Origin of the sequence: Halomonas salinarum (assembly GCF_012062845.1) — a bacterium.
Lineage (GTDB): Bacteria > Pseudomonadota > Gammaproteobacteria > Pseudomonadales > Halomonadaceae > Onishia > Onishia salinarum.
The window spans coordinates 46,513-64,351 of the sequence record NZ_WWNB01000013.1 but is presented as its reverse complement, the minus strand read 5'-3'; the positions used below and the strand labels follow the sequence as shown (position 1 = coordinate 64,351).

At 62.7% G+C, this 17,839-nt stretch carries 16 protein-coding genes; 8 read left to right on the top strand and 8 right to left on the bottom strand.

The genetic code is table 11. The annotated features are described in order from the left end of the window. Positions 1–7 precede the first annotated feature (7 nt). The 3 genes from rpsD to rplQ all read left to right on the top strand — a co-directional run bounded on the left by rpsD (position 8) and on the right by rplQ (position 2,128). Positions 8–628 (top strand): 30S ribosomal protein S4, encoded by a 621-nt coding sequence (gene rpsD, locus HF027_RS10535; RefSeq protein ID WP_136255917.1) that lies wholly within the window; start codon positions 8–10, stop codon positions 626–628. A 78-nt stretch (positions 629–706) separates the two neighbouring features. Further along, a complete protein-coding gene (locus tag HF027_RS10530) occupies positions 707–1,705 on the top strand; it encodes a DNA-directed RNA polymerase subunit alpha (protein WP_136255916.1) in 999 nt (332 codons plus the stop codon). A gap of 39 nt (positions 1,706–1,744) precedes the next feature. Beyond that, positions 1,745–2,128, top strand: a complete 384-nt coding sequence (rplQ, locus tag HF027_RS10525) for a 50S ribosomal protein L17 (protein ID WP_168015510.1) — start codon at positions 1,745–1,747, stop codon at positions 2,126–2,128. A gap of 195 nt (positions 2,129–2,323) precedes the next feature. Here rplQ and uvrA read toward each other — a convergent pair whose 3' ends face one another. Beyond that, a complete protein-coding gene (gene uvrA / locus HF027_RS10520; RefSeq protein WP_168015508.1) occupies positions 2,324–5,176 on the bottom strand; it encodes an excinuclease ABC subunit UvrA in 2,853 nt (950 codons plus the stop codon). 174 nt (positions 5,177–5,350) lie between these two features. On the opposite strand from uvrA, the gene HF027_RS10515 reads away from it, so the two are divergent. From HF027_RS10515 to HF027_RS10500, 4 genes are read left to right on the top strand one after another with little or no spacing between them, the layout of a single operon-like run. Continuing rightward, positions 5,351–6,727: an MFS transporter gene (locus HF027_RS10515; RefSeq protein WP_168015506.1), complete on the top strand. Its 1,377-nt coding sequence runs from the start codon at positions 5,351–5,353 to the stop codon at positions 6,725–6,727. A 55-nt stretch (positions 6,728–6,782) separates the two neighbouring features. After that, positions 6,783–7,415 (top strand): single-stranded DNA-binding protein, encoded by a 633-nt coding sequence (locus HF027_RS10510; RefSeq protein ID WP_168015504.1) that lies wholly within the window; start codon positions 6,783–6,785, stop codon positions 7,413–7,415. 49 nt (positions 7,416–7,464) lie between these two features. Continuing rightward, positions 7,465–8,346, top strand: a complete 882-nt coding sequence (locus HF027_RS10505; protein ID WP_168015502.1) for a sugar nucleotide-binding protein — start codon at positions 7,465–7,467, stop codon at positions 8,344–8,346. Continuing rightward, complete coding sequence (locus tag HF027_RS10500; protein WP_168015500.1) at positions 8,343–9,098, top strand: lysophospholipid acyltransferase family protein; 756 nt, start codon at positions 8,343–8,345, stop codon at positions 9,096–9,098. Before HF027_RS10505 ends, HF027_RS10500 begins: the two co-directional genes overlap by 4 nt. Positions 9,099–9,195: 97 nt before the next feature. Here HF027_RS10500 and fabB read toward each other — a convergent pair whose 3' ends face one another. Continuing rightward, positions 9,196–10,413 carry a beta-ketoacyl-ACP synthase I gene (gene fabB, locus HF027_RS10495; RefSeq protein WP_168015498.1) on the bottom strand — a complete coding sequence of 406 codons (1,218 nt, stop codon included), beginning with the start codon at positions 10,411–10,413 and terminating at the stop codon, positions 9,196–9,198. 13 nt (positions 10,414–10,426) lie between these two features. Then, entirely contained in the window at positions 10,427–10,942 is a 516-nt protein-coding gene (fabA, locus tag HF027_RS10490) for a 3-hydroxyacyl-[acyl-carrier-protein] dehydratase FabA (protein WP_136255908.1), read from the bottom strand. 251 nt (positions 10,943–11,193) lie between these two features. Here fabA and HF027_RS10485 point away from each other — a divergent pair, with 251 nt between their 5' ends. Next, positions 11,194–13,053, top strand: a complete 1,860-nt coding sequence (locus tag HF027_RS10485) for a putative bifunctional diguanylate cyclase/phosphodiesterase (protein ID WP_168015496.1) — start codon at positions 11,194–11,196, stop codon at positions 13,051–13,053. Between the two features lie 74 nt (positions 13,054–13,127). On the opposite strand, the gene HF027_RS10480 is transcribed toward HF027_RS10485, so the two are convergent. From HF027_RS10480 to HF027_RS10460, 5 genes are read right to left on the bottom strand one after another with little or no spacing between them, the layout of a single operon-like run. Further along, positions 13,128–13,685: a DUF2878 domain-containing protein gene (locus HF027_RS10480; RefSeq protein WP_168015494.1), complete on the bottom strand. Its 558-nt coding sequence runs from the start codon at positions 13,683–13,685 to the stop codon at positions 13,128–13,130. Next, the gene (locus HF027_RS10475; RefSeq protein WP_168015492.1) at positions 13,682–14,950 is read right to left on the bottom strand and encodes an SAM-dependent methyltransferase; all 1,269 of its coding nucleotides are present in this window, start codon (positions 14,948–14,950) and stop codon (positions 13,682–13,684) included. The genes HF027_RS10480 and HF027_RS10475 overlap by 4 nt, the downstream gene beginning before the upstream one ends. Then, positions 14,947–15,711, bottom strand: a complete 765-nt coding sequence (locus tag HF027_RS10470) for a DUF1365 domain-containing protein (protein ID WP_168015490.1) — start codon at positions 15,709–15,711, stop codon at positions 14,947–14,949. The genes HF027_RS10475 and HF027_RS10470 overlap by 4 nt, the downstream gene beginning before the upstream one ends. Then, positions 15,708–17,033: an NAD(P)/FAD-dependent oxidoreductase gene (locus tag HF027_RS10465; protein ID WP_168015488.1), complete on the bottom strand. Its 1,326-nt coding sequence runs from the start codon at positions 17,031–17,033 to the stop codon at positions 15,708–15,710. Before HF027_RS10465 ends, HF027_RS10470 begins: the two co-directional genes overlap by 4 nt. Continuing rightward, positions 17,030–17,833: an SDR family NAD(P)-dependent oxidoreductase gene (locus tag HF027_RS10460; protein WP_168015486.1), complete on the bottom strand. Its 804-nt coding sequence runs from the start codon at positions 17,831–17,833 to the stop codon at positions 17,030–17,032. Before HF027_RS10460 ends, HF027_RS10465 begins: the two co-directional genes overlap by 4 nt. Positions 17,834–17,839: the final 6 nt, after the last annotated feature.

Genomic DNA, 17,839 nt, shown 5'->3' with positions numbered 1-17,839 from the left:
CAGACTCATGGCTCGTTATATTGGACCGAAGTGTAAACTGTCTCGTCGTGAAGGCACCGACCTCTTTCTGAAGAGTGGTGTGACTCCCTTCGAGAAAAAGTGTAAATCCGAGCAGATTCCGGGTGTACATGGCCAGCGCCGTCAGCGTCTTTCCGACTACGGCTTGCAGCTTCGCGAGAAGCAGAAAGTACGTCGCATGTATGGCGTACTCGAGAAGCAGTTCCGCAACTACTACAAGGAAGCGGCCCGTGTTAAGGGCGCGACCGGCGAAGTGTTGCTGCAGCTTCTCGAAACCCGACTGGACAACGTCGTCTACCGCATGGGCTTCGGCTCGACTCGCTCTGAAGCGCGTCAGCTGGTCAGTCACAAGGCCCTCACCGTGAACGGCCGTACCGTCAACGTGGCTTCCTACAAGGTCAAGCCGGGTGACGTGGTAAGCGTTCGCGAGAAGGCCAAGAACCAGGCGCGCATCCAGAGTGCGCTGTCTATTGCCGCCAACCGCGGTGATGTGTCCTGGGTCGACGTCGACTCCAAGAAGATGGAAGGCACTTTCAAGGCTCTGCCTGAACGCGGCGACTTGTCTGCCGACATCAACGAAAACCTGATCGTCGAGCTGTACTCGAAGTAATCCGCTTAGCGGCGCCGGACCATCAAGGTGGTCCGGTCGAGTACCGAGTATCCGTTTGGCAGCCTGAAAGGTGTTCATATGCAGCGTTCAGTGACAGAGTTTCTCCGTCCTCGCGATATCAAGGTCGAAGAGATCAGCGCGCACCACGCGAAGATCGTGCTCGAGCCGTTCGAGCGCGGTTTCGGTCACACCCTAGGAAACGCTCTGCGTCGCATCCTGTTGTCCTCCATGCCCGGCTGTGCCGTCGTGGAAGTCGAGATTGCAGGAGTCGACCATGAGTACAGTGCGATCGAAGGGGTTCAAGAAGACGTCATCGAGATGCTTCTTAACCTCAAAGACGTGGCGATCAAGATGCATAGCCGCGACGAAGCAATGCTCACGCTGAACAAGCAGGGCCCTAGCGTCGTCACGGCCGGTGATATTTCCGCCGACCATGATGTCGAGATCGTCAATCCCGACCACGTGATCGCTCACGTGAACGAGGGCGCCGAGCTGAAGATGCAGCTCAAGGTGGCTCGCGGTCGTGGTTACGAGCCGGCGGATACCCGCATTGGCGCCGAGGACGAGTCCCGCGCCATCGGTCGCCTGCAGCTGGATGCGACCTTCAGCCCTGTGCGTCGTGTTTCCTATTCCGTGGATGCCGCGCGTGTCGAGCAGCGTACTGACCTCGACAAGCTGATCATCGACCTGGAAACCGACGGCACCCTGGATCCGGAAGAGGCGATCCGTCGCAGCGCAACCATCCTGCAAGAGCAGTTGGCCGCGTTCGTCGACCTGGAAGCCGACAAGGAGCAGGAAGTGGTGGAGGAAGAGGATCAGATCGATCCCATCCTGCTGCGCCCCGTAGACGATCTCGAGTTGACCGTACGCAGTGCCAACTGCCTCAAGGCCGAGAATATTTATTACATCGGCGATCTGATTCAGCGCACCGAAGTGGAGCTGTTGAAGACCCCGAATCTCGGCAAGAAGTCCTTGAACGAAATCAAGGATGTGTTGGCCACCCGCGGTCTGTCCCTTGGCATGCGGCTGGAAAACTGGCCGCCGGCAAGCCTGAAGGACGACAAGGCCTCCGCGTGAGCGTTGCCTCGAGTCCCAGTTTGGTAAGGAATTACAACCATGCGTCATCGTAAGAGTGGTCGCCAATTAAATCGCAACAGCTCGCACCGTCAGGCCATGTTCAAGAACATGTGCGTGTCGCTCGTCGAGCATGAAGTGATCAAGACAACCCTGCCCAAGGCCAAGGAGCTGCGTCGTCATGTCGAGCCGCTGATCACCTTGTCCAAGCAGGACAGTGTCGCCAACCGTCGTCTGGCCTTCAGCCGCACCCGCTCCAAAGAAGCGGTCGGCAAGCTCTTCAGTGAGCTGGGTCCGCGTTACGTCGAGCGTCCGGGCGGTTACGTCCGTATCCTCAAGTGCGGTTACCGCACCGGCGACAACGCCCCCATGGCCTACGTCGAACTGGTCGATCGTCCGGTCCTCGAGGAAGCCGCAGAGGATTGATCCTCTAGCTGCCTCGCACCGGTCATCTGACACAGAAAACCGACTCTCCGGAGTCGGTTTTTTTATGTCGGTACGACGCCCCCACACCTCCTTAATGTGGCGAGCGCCTTTCCAGAGTGACGAGGTCTGGCATGAAAAAAACCCTGCCAACCGATGGTTAGCAGGGCTTTTTCGGCATCTCGAGAATGAAGGAGGCTAGCTCTCGACGGTCTCGCCAGGCGCCACTCTGGCAAGCAGGGGCTTGAGGAAGTGCCCGGTGTGCGAACGGGTATTGGTGGCGACCTGCTCAGGGGTGCCCTCTGCGATGATCTGGCCACCGCCCGAGCCGCCTTCGGGGCCAAGATCGATGATCCAGTCGGCGGTTTTGATCACATCCAGGTTGTGCTCGATGACCACGATGGTGTTGCCGTGGTCGCGGAGACGGTGCAGCACCGTCAGCAGTTGCCGAATATCCTCGAAGTGCAGGCCGGTCGTGGGCTCGTCGAGAATGTAGAGCGTCTTGCCGGTGTCGCGCTTGGCCAGTTCTCTGGCAAGCTTGATGCGCTGCGCCTCGCCACCGGACAGGGTGGTGGCGCTCTGTCCGAGACGGATGTAGGAAAGGCCGACATCGAGGAGTGTCTGCAGGCGGCGGGCGATGGCCGGCACCGGGCTGAAGAACTCCAGGGCTTCCTCGACCGTCATATCCAGTACCTCATGGATACTCTCGCCCTTGTACTTGATTTCCAGGGTCTCGCGGTTGTAGCGCTTGCCCTTGCAGACATCGCAGGGCACGTAGATGTCAGGCAGAAAGTGCATCTCGACCTTGATCATGCCCTCGCCCTGGCAGGCCTCGCAGCGACCGCCCTTGACGTTGAAGCTGAAGCGGCCCGGCTTGTAGCCACGGGAGCGCGCCTCCTGGGTGCCGGAGAATAGCTCACGAATCGGCGTGAAGATGCCGGTGTAGGTCGCGGGGTTGGAGCGCGGCGTGCGACCGATCGGGCTCTGGTCGATGTCGATGACCTTGTCGAGCTGATCGAGGCCGTCGATGCTGGTGTAGGGCGCCGGGGTCAGAGTGGTCGCCTTGTTGAGCTCGCGGGCCGCGATCGGCATCAGGGTGCCATTGATCAGCGTCGACTTGCCCGAGCCAGAGACCCCGGTAACACAGGTCAGCACGCCCAGCGGTAGCGTCAGGCTGACATCGCGCAGATTGTTGCCGGTCGCGCCAGTCAGCGTTAGCTGCTTCTCGGGGTTGCCGGGGATACGCCAGGGCGGTACCTCGATGCGCCGCGTGCCGGCCAAGTACTGACCGGTCAACGATGCCGGGGTGTCCTTGATCTGCTGCGGGGTGCCCTGGGCGACGATCTCACCGCCATGCACGCCGGCGCCGGGGCCGATATCCAGCACATGATCGGCGGCCATGATCGCGTCTTCGTCGTGTTCGACCACGATCACGGTGTTGCCCAGGTCACGCAGCCGCTCCAGGGTCTTGAGCAGGCGGTCATTATCCCGCTGGTGCAGGCCGATCGAGGGCTCGTCGAGGATGTACATGACCCCCACCAGGCCGGCGCCAATCTGACTTGCCAGGCGAATGCGCTGGGCCTCGCCGCCGGACAGGGTCTCGGCACTGCGCTCGAGATTCAGGTAGTCGAGCCCCACGTTGACCAGGAATTCCAGGCGAGCGTGGATCTCGTTAACGATCTTGGCGGCGATTTCGCCCTTGCGCCCCGGCAGGCTTAGCTCACCGAAGTAGGCGAGCGCCTCGCCGATCGGCAGGCCTACCAGCTGCGGCAGCGTCTGGTCGTCGATGTAGACATGGCGTGACTCCTTGCGCAGTCGCGAGCCATCGCAGCTGGGGCATGGCTGGACGGCGATATAGCGCGAGAGATCCTCGCGGACCATGCTCGATTCGGTTTCCCGGTAGCGACGCTGCATATTGGGCAGCACGCCCTCGAAGGGATGCTCACGGGTGACCTGGCGGCCACGGTCGTTGACATAGCTGAACGACACCTCGTCATGGCCGCTGCCGTGCAGGATGACCTCTCGCTCGTGGCGGGCCAGATCCTGCCATGGCGTTTCGAGGGCGAAGCGGTAATGGGCCGCCACCGCCTGCAGCTGGCTGAAATAGTAGACGCTACGGCGATCCCAGCCCTTGATGACGCCCTCGGCCAGGGACAGTTCCGGATGACTGATCAGCTTGTCCGGGTCGAATACCTGCTGCACACCCAGGCCATCGCAGGTCGAACAGGCACCAGCGGGATTGTTGAAGGAGAACATGCGCGGCTCGAGTTCGGCGATCGAGTAGCCGCACACCGGGCAGGCGAAGCGTGCGGAGAAGTTGATGTCCTCCTGCTCGCCATCCATGAAGTGCACGACCGCGACGCCGTCGGCGAGGCCCAGGGCGGTCTCGAAGGATTCGGCCAGGCGCTGCGTCAGGTCCTCGCGCACCTTGACTCGATCCACTACCACGCTGATGTCGTGCTTCTTGTTCTTTTCAAGCGGTGCCAGGTCGTCAAGCTCGAGGACCTGATCGTCGATCATCGCCCGCACGAAGCCCTGAGCGCGCAGTTCGCTGAGCAGCTGCAGATGCTCGCCCTTGCGGCCCTTGATTACGGGGGCAAGCAGCATCAGCTTGCTGCCTTCGGGCAGGTTGAGCACCTGGTCGACCATCTGCGAGATGGTCTGGGCTTCCAGGTCTTCGCCATGTTCCGGGCAGCGAGGTGTGCCGGCGCGGGCGAACAGCAGACGCAGATAATCGTAGATTTCGGTGATGGTACCGACGGTCGAGCGAGGGTTATGCGAGGTGGATTTCTGTTCGATGGAGATCGCCGGTGACAGTCCCTCGATATGATCGACGTCTGGCTTTTCCATCATCGACAGGAACTGGCGCGCGTAAGTGGATAGTGATTCCACATAACGGCGCTGCCCCTCGGCGTAGAGAGTATCGAACGCAAGCGATGACTTGCCCGACCCAGACAGGCCGGTGACGACGATTAGCTTATCGCGGGGTAGCTCGACGTCGATTTGCTTGAGGTTGTGGGTGCGGGCACCCCTGACCAGGATCTTGTCCATTGCCACCTCGTGCAGCACAAAAGCTCGAGTATACGGGCTTGTCGAGGGCGGCGCCAAAGCCAGGCGGCTTTAGGGCGCACTGCCTTTCCCTGGACACGGCCAAGCCGGTAGAATACGCGGTCTACCCAAGGTGCGCGCTGCGCCCCTTTCATGCGTTTGGGATGTCTATTCTCCATGGTTTCTCGTTTGCTGAACGCCTCAGAGCGTCGCGCCATCAGTGGCTTGGCGGGGCTATATGCCTCGCGAATGCTGGGTCTGTTCATGGTGCTGCCGGTGCTCGCGCTGCATGGGGGGGACCTGGTGGGCGCCACGCCGTTCCTGGTGGGTGTGGCCCTGGGGATTTACGGACTCACTCAGGCAGTGCTGCAGATCCCCTTTGGCTTGTTGTCGGATCGACTCGGTCGTAAGCCGGTAATTGCCGCGGGGCTGCTGCTGTTCTTCCTCGGTAGCGCGGTGGCGGCCCAGGCCGATAGTATCGTCGACATTGTCATTGGTCGCGGGCTGCAGGGCTGCGGTGCGGTGGCTGCCGCCATCATGGCGCTGCTTGCCGACCAGACCCGCGAGCAGGTACGCACTGCGGCGATGGCCACTATCGGTCTGTCGATCGGGGTGGCCTTTGCGGTGGCCATGGTTCTGGGCCCCTTGCTTGCCGCACAGTACGGCCTCAGCGGGGTCTTCTGGTTCACTGCCGCCCTGGCGCTGGTCGGGATGCTGGTATTGTGGAAGCTGGTTCCTCCCGCGCCACGGCGTCTGCGCCATCGAGACGTTGGAATGGACCGTTCCCAGCTCAAGGGGCTGCTTGGGCGCGGCGATCTGATTCGCCTGGATATCTCGATCTTCGCCCTGCACCTGCTGCTGATGATGATCTTCGTTTCGGTGCCGGTACGCCTGGCGGCATTGGGTGTGCCGGCCGAGCAGCATGGTTGGGTCTACCTTGCCATCATGGGGCTTGCCTTCGTGGCGATGGTGCCGCTGGTGATCATTGCCGAGAAACACCATCGCATGAAGAGCATGATGGTGCTGGCGGTGACCGGGCTGACACTTAGCCTTTTGGGCATGGGGCTGATGGACACCGGGTGGTGGGGGCTCGCCGCGCTGTTGATGCTCTTCTTCACGGGTTTCAATCTGCTTGAGGCGACCCTGCCCTCGATGATCAGCAAGTTGGCACCGGCGGGCGCGAAGGGCACCGCCATGGGTGTCTATTCCACCAGTCAGTTTCTCGGCGCCTTCCTCGGTGGCGTACTGGGCGGCGCCCTGAGTCAGCAGTGGGGGCAGGACGCGGTCTTTTTCGGTGCTACGCTGGTAGGCGCGCTATGGCTGGTGGTGCTCTACGGCATGCCCACGCCGCGCCACCTTTCAAGCGAAGTGGTGGCATTGGGCGAGCGGACGCATGACGATGCCCTGGAAACCCTGATGGAGCGCTTCGCCGAGGTGGCAGGCGTTGAAGACGTGCTGGTAGTGCCCGAAGAGCGACTCGCCTACCTCAAGGTCGATCGCCAGCAACTGGACAGCGAGGCCTTGGCACGTGTGGCCGGGGCTCAAGGCCGCTAGGCGGCCACCATTCATAGGGGCGGCCAGGCGGTCGCCCGTAATCAAGGAGCAAAACATGGCCCGTGGTGTAAACAAGGTCATCTTGATCGGCAATCTGGGCCAAGACCCAGACGTGCGTTTCCTGCCGTCCGGCAATCCGGTCGCCAACCTGCGCATCGCCACCACCGACAGCTGGACCGATCGTCAGAGCGGTCAGCGCCAGGAACGCACTGAGTGGCACACGGTGGTGCTGTTCAATAAGCTGGCCGAGATCGCCCAGCAGTACGTCAAGAAAGGCTCGAAGATCTACGTTGAGGGTCGTCTTCAGACCCGCAAGTGGCAGGGCCAGGACGGTCAGGACCGTTACTCCACCGAGATCGTCTGCAACGATATGCAGATGCTCGACTCGCGGGGCGGTCAGGGTGGCTACCCGCAAAATGATCCCCAGAATGCGCCGCAGGCCGGTAACTATGGTGGCGGCATGAACCAGGGCAACGCCGCTCAGCAGGGCGGTGGTGCGGGTAATTACGGTAATGCGCCCCAGCAGCCCCCCCAGGGCAATAATTATGGTCAGAAGGGCGGCCAACAGGGTGGCCAGCCCCAGCGCCCGCAGCAGCAACCTCCTCAGCAGCCGCCGCAGCAGGGCAACAACTATGGCGCGCCCAATCCGGGCAGCTTCGACGACTTCGATGATGAGATTCCGTTCTGAAGCGCCCAGCCATTTCCCGTGCTGACCCGGTGCCCGTGAAGGAGTCGTCGTGAAGCTGTTGATACTGGATGCCGGGCATTGTCTTAGCCTGGCCCTGGCCCGTGAGGCCAGTCGTCGTACCGATACCGAGCTGGTGATCGACGCCGGTCTGGATATCGAGGTCGGAAGGCTCGCCAAGCTCAAGCCGGACGCGGTGTTGATTCCACCGCTGGTACAGCCCATGGATGTCGACCGGTCAGTGGTCACAGCCCATGCCGAGGCAGTCGAGCATTGTCTGGCCTGCTGCCAGGAGCTCGGTATACCACTGGTGTGGGGCGTGTCGGATCAGCTCTACGAAGATGGCTTCGACGGTCCCATCGATGAAGATACCCGACCCGAGCCCCGCGACGAGGGGCTCAGGCAGCTGATGGCTGTCGGGCAGCAGATTCGCGATCATCAGGCACGCCATCTTATTGTCCGGCTGGGGCCGATGTTCGCCCTGGAAGGCGGTGGCGCCTGGCTTGGCAGCATGATCGAGCGATTGGTCAGCGGTGAAGAGTTGAGTGCGGCTCAGGATGTGATTTTCTGCCCGACCTCTGCCGATGCGGTGGCCATGGCGCTTATCGGCATGTTGCAGCAAATTCATTGTGGAGCTGAAAGCTGGGGTGTCTATCATCTGGCCGGCACCGAGCCCGTCAGTGCCTTTGCTTTCGCCTCGATGGTGCGCACCCAGCTGTTGACGCGTCTTGAGGGGCTCGGTCAGACCCTGGTGCTCGGTGAACTCAAGGCGCTGGAGCATCATCATGGGCAACCGCTGCGGCGGGTCCTGAACTGCCGGCGTGTGTTGCACGTGTTCGGCGTCCATCAGAAACCCTGGCGCCTGGAGGTGGGGCGTATGCTGGATGCCTGGTGCCAGGCCTATCGGCCTACTGAGCAAGGGGGAACGGCATGAATACCTTACGCAGCGTGCTCTTCTACGCCGGCTATTTCCTGGCCATGATTCTGAGCGGGATCTTTCTGTTGCCCTTGGCGCCACTGATGCCTCTGCGCTCGCGCTATCGCCTGCTGAACCTATATAACCATGTCGTGATTGCCTGGTTCCGGATTACCTGTGGTGTCCGCTATGAATTCAGTGGCCATGAGAACGTGCCCGAGGGCCCCTGCGTGATTCTCTCGAACCACCAGTGTGAGTGGGAGACCATTTACCTGCAGCTGATCAAGCCGCCGGTCTGTACGGTGCTCAAGCAGGAATTGCTGAATTTCCCGATCTTCGGTTGGGGGCTGCGGTTGCTCAAGCCGATCGCCCTGGATCGCTCCAGGCCGGCACGCGCCATGAAGCAGGTGCTCATTCAAGGCAAGGCGCGCCTCGATGAGGGATTGTCGGTGCTGATTTTCCCTGAGGGTACCCGGGTGGCGCCAGGCGAGCGTCGACGCTACAACAAGAGCGGCTCGGTGATCGCCTGCCGTGCCGGTGTGCCGGTGCTGCCGGTGGTGCACAATGCCGGGGAGCGTTGGCCGGGCAGGCACTGGGTCAAGAATCCTGGGCGCCTGACGCTGGAGATCGGCCCGCCCATCGAGACAGAGGGCCGCACGGCAGAGGCGGTGATGGCCGACGTCGAGGCCTGGATCGAGGGGCGCCTGGCACAGATATCCGAGGTGGCCCGGCCGGCAAGCGCACCTGCCAAAGAGACAGTGAGCGGCTGACGCCGTATACGAAAGCCCATCAACAAAGAAGGCGCCCCAAGGGGCGCCTTCTTTGCGTCGGCAGGAAGAAATACAAGGCAGCCTTAGCCACCAAGCGTTAACTGCTGAACTTTTCCAGCACCAGGCAGGCATTGGTGCCGCCGAAGCCGAAGCTGTTAGACAGCACACGCCTAATCTCGACGTCGTCACGTCGTTTGGTAACGATGTCGAAGCCTGCGGCTTCATCATCCATCTCCTCGATGTTGGCCGAGGCGGCGATGAAGCGATGCTCCATCATCATCAGCGAGTAAATCGCCTCTTGAACGCCGGTTGCCCCCAGCGAGTGACCGGTCAGCGACTTGGTCGAGCTCATCGCCGGCGTCTGGTCACCGAACATCTCGCGTATCGCCTTCAATTCAGCGACATCACCCACCGGCGTCGAGGTGCCGTGGGTGTTGACGTAGTCGATGTCGCCATCGACGGTCGCCATGGCCTGACGCATGCAGCGTGACGCGCCATCGCCTGATGGAGCGACCATGTCATAGCCGTCCGAGGTGGCACCATAGCCGACCACTTCGGCATAGATCTTGGCGCCACGGGCCTTGGCGTGCTCGAGATCCTCGAGCACCAGCATCCCGCCACCGCCGGCGATGACAAAGCCATCGCGGGCCTTGTCATAGGGGCGTGAGGCTTGTTCCGGCGTCTCGTTGTAGTGGGTCGAGAGGGCGCCCATGGCATCGAAGAGGCAGGACAGGGTCCAGTGTTCCTCTTCGCCGCCACCGGCAAATACCACGTCCTGCTTGCCGAGCTGGATCTGCTCGACGGCACTGCCGATGCAGTGCGCCGAGGTGGCGCAGGCCGAGGAGATCGAGTAGTTGACGCCCTTGATCTTGAACGGGGTCGCCAGGCACGCCGAGACGGTGCTGCCCATGGTGCGGGTGACCCGGTAAGGACCTACGCGGCGCAGGCCCTTTTCGCGCATGACATCGGCGGCTTCGACCTGGTTGGCACTGGATGCGCCGCCGGAGCCGGCGATCAGGCCGGTACGCTCGTTCGACACCTGTTCCGGGCTGAGGCCAGAGTCTTCGATGGCCTGGGCCATGCTCACGTAGGCGTAAGCGGCGGCATCCCCCATGAAGCGGCGAAGTTTACGATCGACCAATTCGTCGAGGTCGATGTCCACAACGCCTGCCACTTGGCTACGGAAGCCGCGTTCAGCGTAGTCGTCCTTGAAACGGATGCCTGAGCGCCCTGACTTGAGCGCATCGAGGACCTGGTGACGGTCGTTGCCGAGGCAAGACACGATGCCCAGGCCGGTGACTACCACTCGTCGCATGGGAGCCTCCTGATCAGAAATTCGCGGTGGAGGTGAATAGGCCGACCCGAAGGTCATTGGCCTGGTAGATATCGCGTCCGTCGACGGTCACTGTGCCATCGGCGATGCCAAGAATCAGACGCCGAGTGATGATGCGCTTGACGTTGATGTGGTACGTGACCTTCTTGGCGTCGGGAAGAATCTGGCCCGAGAACTTGACCTCGCCACAGCCCAAGGCACGGCCGCGCCCCGGATGGCCGAGCCATCCCAGGTAGAAACCGACCAACTGCCACATGGCATCAAGCCCCAGACAGCCGGGCATGACCGGGTCGCCGGGGAAGTGGCAGTCGAAGAACCATAGGTCCGGGTGGATATCGAGCTCGGCGATCAGTTCGCCTTTACCGTATTCACCCCCTTCCTCATGGATGTGGGAGATCCGGTCGAGCATCAGCATGTTGGGTGCCGGCAGCTGGGCATTGCCCGGGCCGAACAGTTCACCTTGGCTGCATGCCAGCAGCTCATCATGGCTAAAGGAGTGTTGCTTGATCACAGAATCAGTCCGAGAGTCGACGGTAGGGTGGGCCAAGGGCCAGCTAGACTGCCAGCCATTCTACTGGCAGCGCCAGATGATTGCACGTCGCGACCCTTGGCAACGGCCTGGCAAGTAGCAGAGCGCTCGTTGGTTTGTCAGCATTTTTAACATTCAGCACTAAACCCATGGTAGCGTTCGCCGATAGAAAGATGAAAGGCGCAAACTTCTTTTGTGCCCTAGTCCATGGACAGCGCAACTGATGATCCCTTATGTGGCCGCTCTTTACGCTTAATCGCCCGCTGATATGGCTGGGCCTGCTCGGCCTCGCTGCCCTGCCCTGGGCCGGCGGTGTCGGTTCGCGCCTTACGGCCATGTTGCTGCTGGGTCTGGGCATCTGGGACGCCTGGCGCGCGTCGCGCCAGGAACATGCCCGCCGCGCGCTTGGCGAACAGGTGATGCTGGCCTCTGAGGACGGCATCATGATCTGCGACGCCCGACACCGCATCCTCACCGTCAACCCTGCGTTCACCCAGATCACCGGTTATTCCCTCAAGGAAGTTCGGGGTCAGGACCCCTCAATGCTCTCGGCCGGGCGTCACGACAAGGCCTTCTACGAGCGCTACTGGCAGTCCCTGAACTCTTTGGGCAAGTGGGAGGGCGAGATATGGAATCAGCGCAAGCAGGGGGATCAGTATCCGGAATGGCTGCGCATGCAGGCCTATCAGGAAAATGGCGGCAAGGTGACGCATTACGTCGGCCTTTTTACCGATATTTCCCGGCATAAGGCCCGTGAGCAGGACATGCAGCGCATCGGCTTCGAAGATCCGCTGACCGGCCTGCCCAATCGCCGTCGTCTGCATGAACTGCTGGGCTCGCGGTTGCGCCACCTGCGTGCGGGTGAAGGGTTGGACATGGCGCTGATTGATATCGACGGCTTCAAGTCCATCAACGATGCCATGGGGGTCGAGGCCGGCGATCGGCTACTGGCACGTTTCGGGCAGCGTCTGGCGCGTTATGTGGCCGGAGGAGTGGTGGGGCGCCTGGGCGGCGACGAGTTCATGGTCATTCGCACCACCACCTTCGATGATCACGATGCCTGGGTGGCCGAGCTATCCGATCACCTCACGGCCCCCTTCGAGCAGGAAGGGCAGTCGCTGCGTCTGGGCTTGACCGTCGGTAGCTGTCGCGCGCCGGATGACGGACGTGACTCCAGTTCGCTCTTTCAGCGTCTGGAAAGTGCGCTCTATAGTGCCAAGCGTCATGGCCGCAACAACCATCAGCGATTCCAGCCCGCGCTCGACCAGCCGGGAGACCGGCAGCTCGAACTGGTCAACGATTTGCGCGCGGCGCTTGCCCATGGCGACCAGCTTGAGCTGCATTATCAGACGCAGCACAGCCTCAAGGACGGCTCGTTAGTGGGCATGGAGGCACTGCTGCGCTGGCGTCATCCACGGCTGGGCATGGTCTCGCCGGGCGACTTCATTCCGCTGGCCGAGCGCCACGGCATGATGACGCCGCTGGGAGGCTGGGTGATTGAGCAGGCCATCACCCAGCTGTCGCACTGGCAGCAGGCCGGGCTGCCGGTGGTGCCGATATGGGTCAATATCTCCGCTCTGCAACTGATTCAGGGCGATCTGGAGTCTCGATTGGCCGCTTGCCTTGCCCGCTATCAGGTGCCGACCAGCCTGCTTGGGCTGGAGCTCACCGAGTCGGTGCTGCTCGACGAGCGTGCGGGCGACGTCTACCCGCGGATGACGTCGCTGCGCGAAAAAGGGCATCAGATTGCCATTGATGATTTCGGTACCGGCTATTCCTCACTCAGCTACCTGAAGCGCCTGCCAATCGACAAACTCAAGCTGGACCGGGCTTTCGTACGGGCCCTGCCGGACGACAAGGCGGATGCGGCGATCGTCTGCGCGGTGTTGGCCATGGCCGAGGGGTTGTCGCTGCGAGTGGTGGCCGAGGGCATCGAAACACCGGCGCAGCGGGATTTCCTGCGCGATCAAGGCTGCCCTGAGGTCCAGGGCTTCCTCTTCTCGCGGCCGGTACCCGCCAGTGAGATCGAGGCGCGCCTGAGTGGCCGGAACGCGACATCATCTGCAGCGGGAATGGCGAGCCTGCCGGTCTAGTTCAAAGCGCTATTCACTAACGGAGCGCTCCACTAATGGCGCTCTACAGCTAACGAAACTATCTGCTTATTAGCTTACTCGGCTGCTGGCCTCTTCCTGTAGTGCCAGCTGAGACCGAGGCATAGCAAGGCCCACACCACGGCTTCCGCTGGCAGCAACCAGGGCGCCAACTCGACCCCCGAGAGTCGAGCACCGGCCAGGTAAGACAGTGGGCCGCTCGTCGCTCCCCCCAGTGCTGCCAGCCAGGGCCGAGGCCATAGCCAGGTCAGCGAGTGCTGCGGCAGGGTGGCGAACAGTAACCACAAGAGCCACAGCCAGGCCGGCAACGGCAGGGGCATCGAAGGACCCGCGCCTGCGCCTGCCAGGGCAAGCTCTCCTCCCGAGGCGGCATCGAAACTAAAGCCCCCGAGTAGCGAAAAGCTGCCATCGATCATGAGCCCCAGGCCGGCGAAGCCTGCCAGCAGCCGCCATTCGCCGGGCCGTCCCAGCCAGTAAAGGTGCGCCCCCAGGATCGCGGCCACAACCACGCCGCCTACCGCACTGCCCCCCAGGGCACAGGCAAACCAGCCAATCTGGAAGGCCGCGATATTGACCACGGCGGCCTTCCACCCGCTGAGGCAAAACCGGCTCATGGCGCCCCCGTCAAGGCGCCCCGGCGCGCGCCGGGTTTTGCCATCAGCAAATGACAGGTGCCGATGCTGCGCTCGAGGAAGCCACCTTCGCAGTAGCACAGATAGTAGCGCCACATGCGGATGAACCGCTCGTCATAGCCGAGCTTGCGAACCCGCTCGAGGCTCGCCTCGAAGCGATGACGCCATTCGCGCAAGGTGCGGGCATAGTGCGGCCCGATTTCATCGAGCCCGAGCACATTGAGGCTGGTGTGGCGGGTGATGCCATCGAGGATGGCGCGATGGGACGGCAGGAAGCCGCCAGGGAAGATGTAGCGCTTGATGAAATCCATTTCGCGCTTGGCGGCCTCGAAGCGCTGGTCGCGGATGGTGATCGCCTGCAGCATAACCAGGCCATCGTCGGTCAGCAGCCGATCCAGCGTCGCCAGGTAGGTATTGAGGTACTGATGCCCCACCGCCTCGATCATTTCCACCGAGATCAGCCGATCATAGCGACCCTCGAGATCGCGATAATCCTGCTTGAGCAGGGTGATGCGCTCACCAAGCCCCTCCTCCGCGATACGCTTGGCGGTATGGGCGTACTGCTCGTCGGAAATGGTGGTGGTGGTAACCCGGCAGCCGCGGGTCTTGGCGGCATGAATGGCAAGCCCGCCCCAGCCGGTGCCGATTTCCAGTAGATGGTTGTCGGGGCCCACGTCGAGCTTGTCGAGCATCACGTCGAGCTTGTGCGTCGAGGCCTCCTCGAGGCTTGCCTCCGGATGCGGGAAGACCGCGCTTGAGTACATCCAATGCTCGGTGTCGAGGAAGGTAGCGAACAGCTCGTTACCCAAATCGTAGTGGGCCGAGATATTGCGCCTGGAGCCGCGCTGCGTGTTGCGCTGCAGAGAGTAGGCGGCGGTCAAGAGCCAGCGACCGAGGCGAGCGCTGCCGTTTTCAACTTCGCCGTTGACCCGCTCCAGGTTGGCGGCGAATAGCCGGGTCAAGCCGACTAGGTCGTCGGTCTCCCAGTCGCCGTCCATGTAGGCTTCGGCGGCACCCACCGTGCCACCCAGCGCCAAACGGCGCCAGGCCTGAGGACGCTTGACCACGACCGTCACGGAAAGGGGGCCGCCGCGGCCGAGCGTATGACTCCTGTCACCCTCTATCAGGATGATCTGGCCGCCCTCCAGTGCACTTAGCTGGGCAAGCAGGCGGGGTTTGAGCAGTCGGGTAAGGCGATCGCTCGCTTCCGGCTGTGGCGCTGAGGTGGCAGAGCGGGTCGCACTCACGGCGGTGTCTCCTCGCGATCGGGGTGGTCATGGATCGGCACCCGCTTGGCCCAGAGTCGCAGGGCCTCCAGGTGGATGCCGGCCAGGGTCTTCAAGCTCATCAAGGGCTGCCTGGCCAGAGTGGCCACCAGCGCACCGCGGGTCGCGGGTCGCGCCTGCATGGTCAGGGTGGCATCGAAGTGCAGGGCATCGTCCTTCCAGGTTTCCATGTGCATCATCAGGTGCTCGCCGGGCGTCGAGAAACGCCAGCGATAGATCATGTCCATGGGATTGAAGGGCGAGACGTGCATCGCCTTGTCGAAACGGGCCTGGTGGCTGTGGCGCTCAGGGTCGACGCGGCAGGCGTAACGCACTCGCTCTCCCCAGGGGGTATTGCTTACCTCGGCCAGCAGCGCGACCAGCCGGTCGTCGGCGTCATAGGCGTAATAGAGGGTGATCGGATTGAAGGCGACCCCCAGGGTACGCAGCTGCGTCAGCATGCAGACGCGCCCGTCAGGGGCGTCGCCGAGCTGGCGCGCGAGCTCGTCCTTGACGACCTCCTTGAGCGGACGCTCGTGGGGTGCCAGGTAGTCGGCGCGGCGGAAGCGGGCAAGCGCCAGCCGCCCCTCGCCGAAGCCCGGCACGCCGCGAAACAGCCCCGGCAGCTCGTCGAGATCCAGCCAGGCCATCCACAGGCCATAGCGAAAGGCATGCGTCCTGGGCCGGTAGCGCTGATGACGCAGGGTGCCATGATAGATCCGGGAACGGGGCGTGGTGCTCATGCAGGCGTCTCCGTGACGCTGCCCGCCTCGGCGCAGGTGTCGCTGCTCTCGTCCGCTGGTCGGGGGGTGTCGCCCAGCGCCATCGCCACCCGCCGGGCACTCCAGACGCCGTCTTCATGGAAGCCATTGCGCCAGTAGGCGCCACAGAAGTGAGTACGTCGTGCGACGCCGGAGATCTCGCCGTGGCGCGCCTGCGCCGCCTGGCCGGCGAGCGTGAAGCAGGGATGAGCGTAGCTGAAGCGCCCCAGTATCTGGCGCGGGTCGATGCTGGCGCTGTCGTTGAGGGTCACGCAGAACGTATGCGGTGCCGCAAGGCGCTGCAGGATGTTCATGTCATAGGTGACAGAGACGCGCGCGCTCTCGCCGCGACCATCAATGCGGTAGTTCCAGCTTGCCCAGGCGCGCGGGCGTTTCGGCAGCAGGCGGGTGTCGGTGTGCAGGACCACTTCGTTGTCCTGATAGGGCATGGCACCGAGAATCGCTTGTTCGCTGTCACTGGCATCCTCGAGCAGTGCAAGCGCCTGGTCGGCGTGGCAGGCCATCACCACCTGGTCGAACCGTTCGACACCGTGGCGGCTCGATATCTCGACGCCATCCGCGTGTCGGCGGATACCTTCTACCGGGCTCTGGAGACGAATGCCTTCTGCATAGGGCGCGGTCAGCGCCGGGATATAGGCCCGGGAGCCACCCACCAGGGTGCGCCATTGGGGACGGTGACTGATCGACAGCAGGCCGTGGTTCTTGAAGAAGCGCACGAAGAAGGTCAACGGGAAGTCCATCAGGTCACGAATGCTGGCTGACCAGATGGCGGCCCCCATCGGCAGCAGGTAACGGTGACGGAAGTCCTCGCCATAGCCGCCGGCGTCCAGATAGTCGCCAAGGGTCAGTGCCGCGTCCAGGCGGCCGCGCTCGAGATCGCGCACGGCCGTACGATTGAAGCGCAGGATGTCGGCCAGCATGCGATAGAAACGTGGGCGTATCAGGTTGCGGCGCTGAGCGAAGAGCGAGCCCAGCGTATGGCCGTTATATTCGAAGTCATAGGCGCGCTCGTGCACCGAGAAGCTCATCTCGGTGGGCTGGCTCTGGACGCCCAGTTCTGCCAGCAGGGCCTGGAAATGCGGGTAGGTCCAGTCATTGAAGACGATAAAGCCGGTGTCGATGGCATAGTCGCGACCGTCGAGCGCGACATCGATGGTGGCCGTGTGTCCGCCAAGCCGGTCGGCGGCCTCGAAGAGGGTGATGTCGTGATGCTGCGATAGGTAGTAGCCCGCGGCCATGCCGCTAATGCCGCTGCCGATCACGGCGATGTGTTGTCGGCTCATGACGGCTCTCCTGAGGCGCGATTGTCGCGATCGCGGGTCATGCGCTTGCCGAGCCGCCAGCGCAGCCCCGGGGGCAGGATGCCCATCAGCTTGACCAGATAGGTGAAGCGCTTGGGGAAATGGATATCCAGCGAGCGCTTCTCGAGGCCCTTGAGAATCGCCTCGACAGCGGTATCGACGCTGACGCGCATCGGCATCGGGAAGTCGTTGCGCTCGGTAAGCGGTGTCTTGACGAAGCCGGGGTGAATCACGCTGACCCCGATATCTTCCGCGGCGAGGTCCAGACGCAGCGATTCCATGAAGTAGCTGAGGGCGGCCTTGGAGGCGCCGTAGGCTTCTGCGCGCGGCAAGGCAAGATAGGCAGAAGCACTGGACGTGGCTGCCAGCAGCGGGCGGCTGCCGTCAGCGTCTCGCGCCTTGCGAAGCAGCGGAAGCGCTGCCTCGATGGCGTAAAGGGCGCCGTGGAAGTTGGGGGCGAAGACCCGCTCGACAAGATCGACGTCGAAGTCGCGGGCATCCAGGTACTCACAGGTGCCGGCGTTGAGCAGGGCAAGTTCGAGGCCACCGAAAGCGTCCATGATCTGTTTACCGGCCGAGGCCACGGCGTCGCGGTCGGTAATGTCCAGCGGCACCGCCAGTGCGTTGTCACGGCCCGCTGTCAGTGCCTCGAGCTTCTCGGTGCTTCGGGCGCTGAGGGCTACCCGATGGCCATCATCGAGCAGGCGCTCGGCGAGTGCACGACCGATGCCCGAGGTCGCACCGGTCAACCAGATACGCTGCGGATGAGCTAATGGGGTCATGCTTCC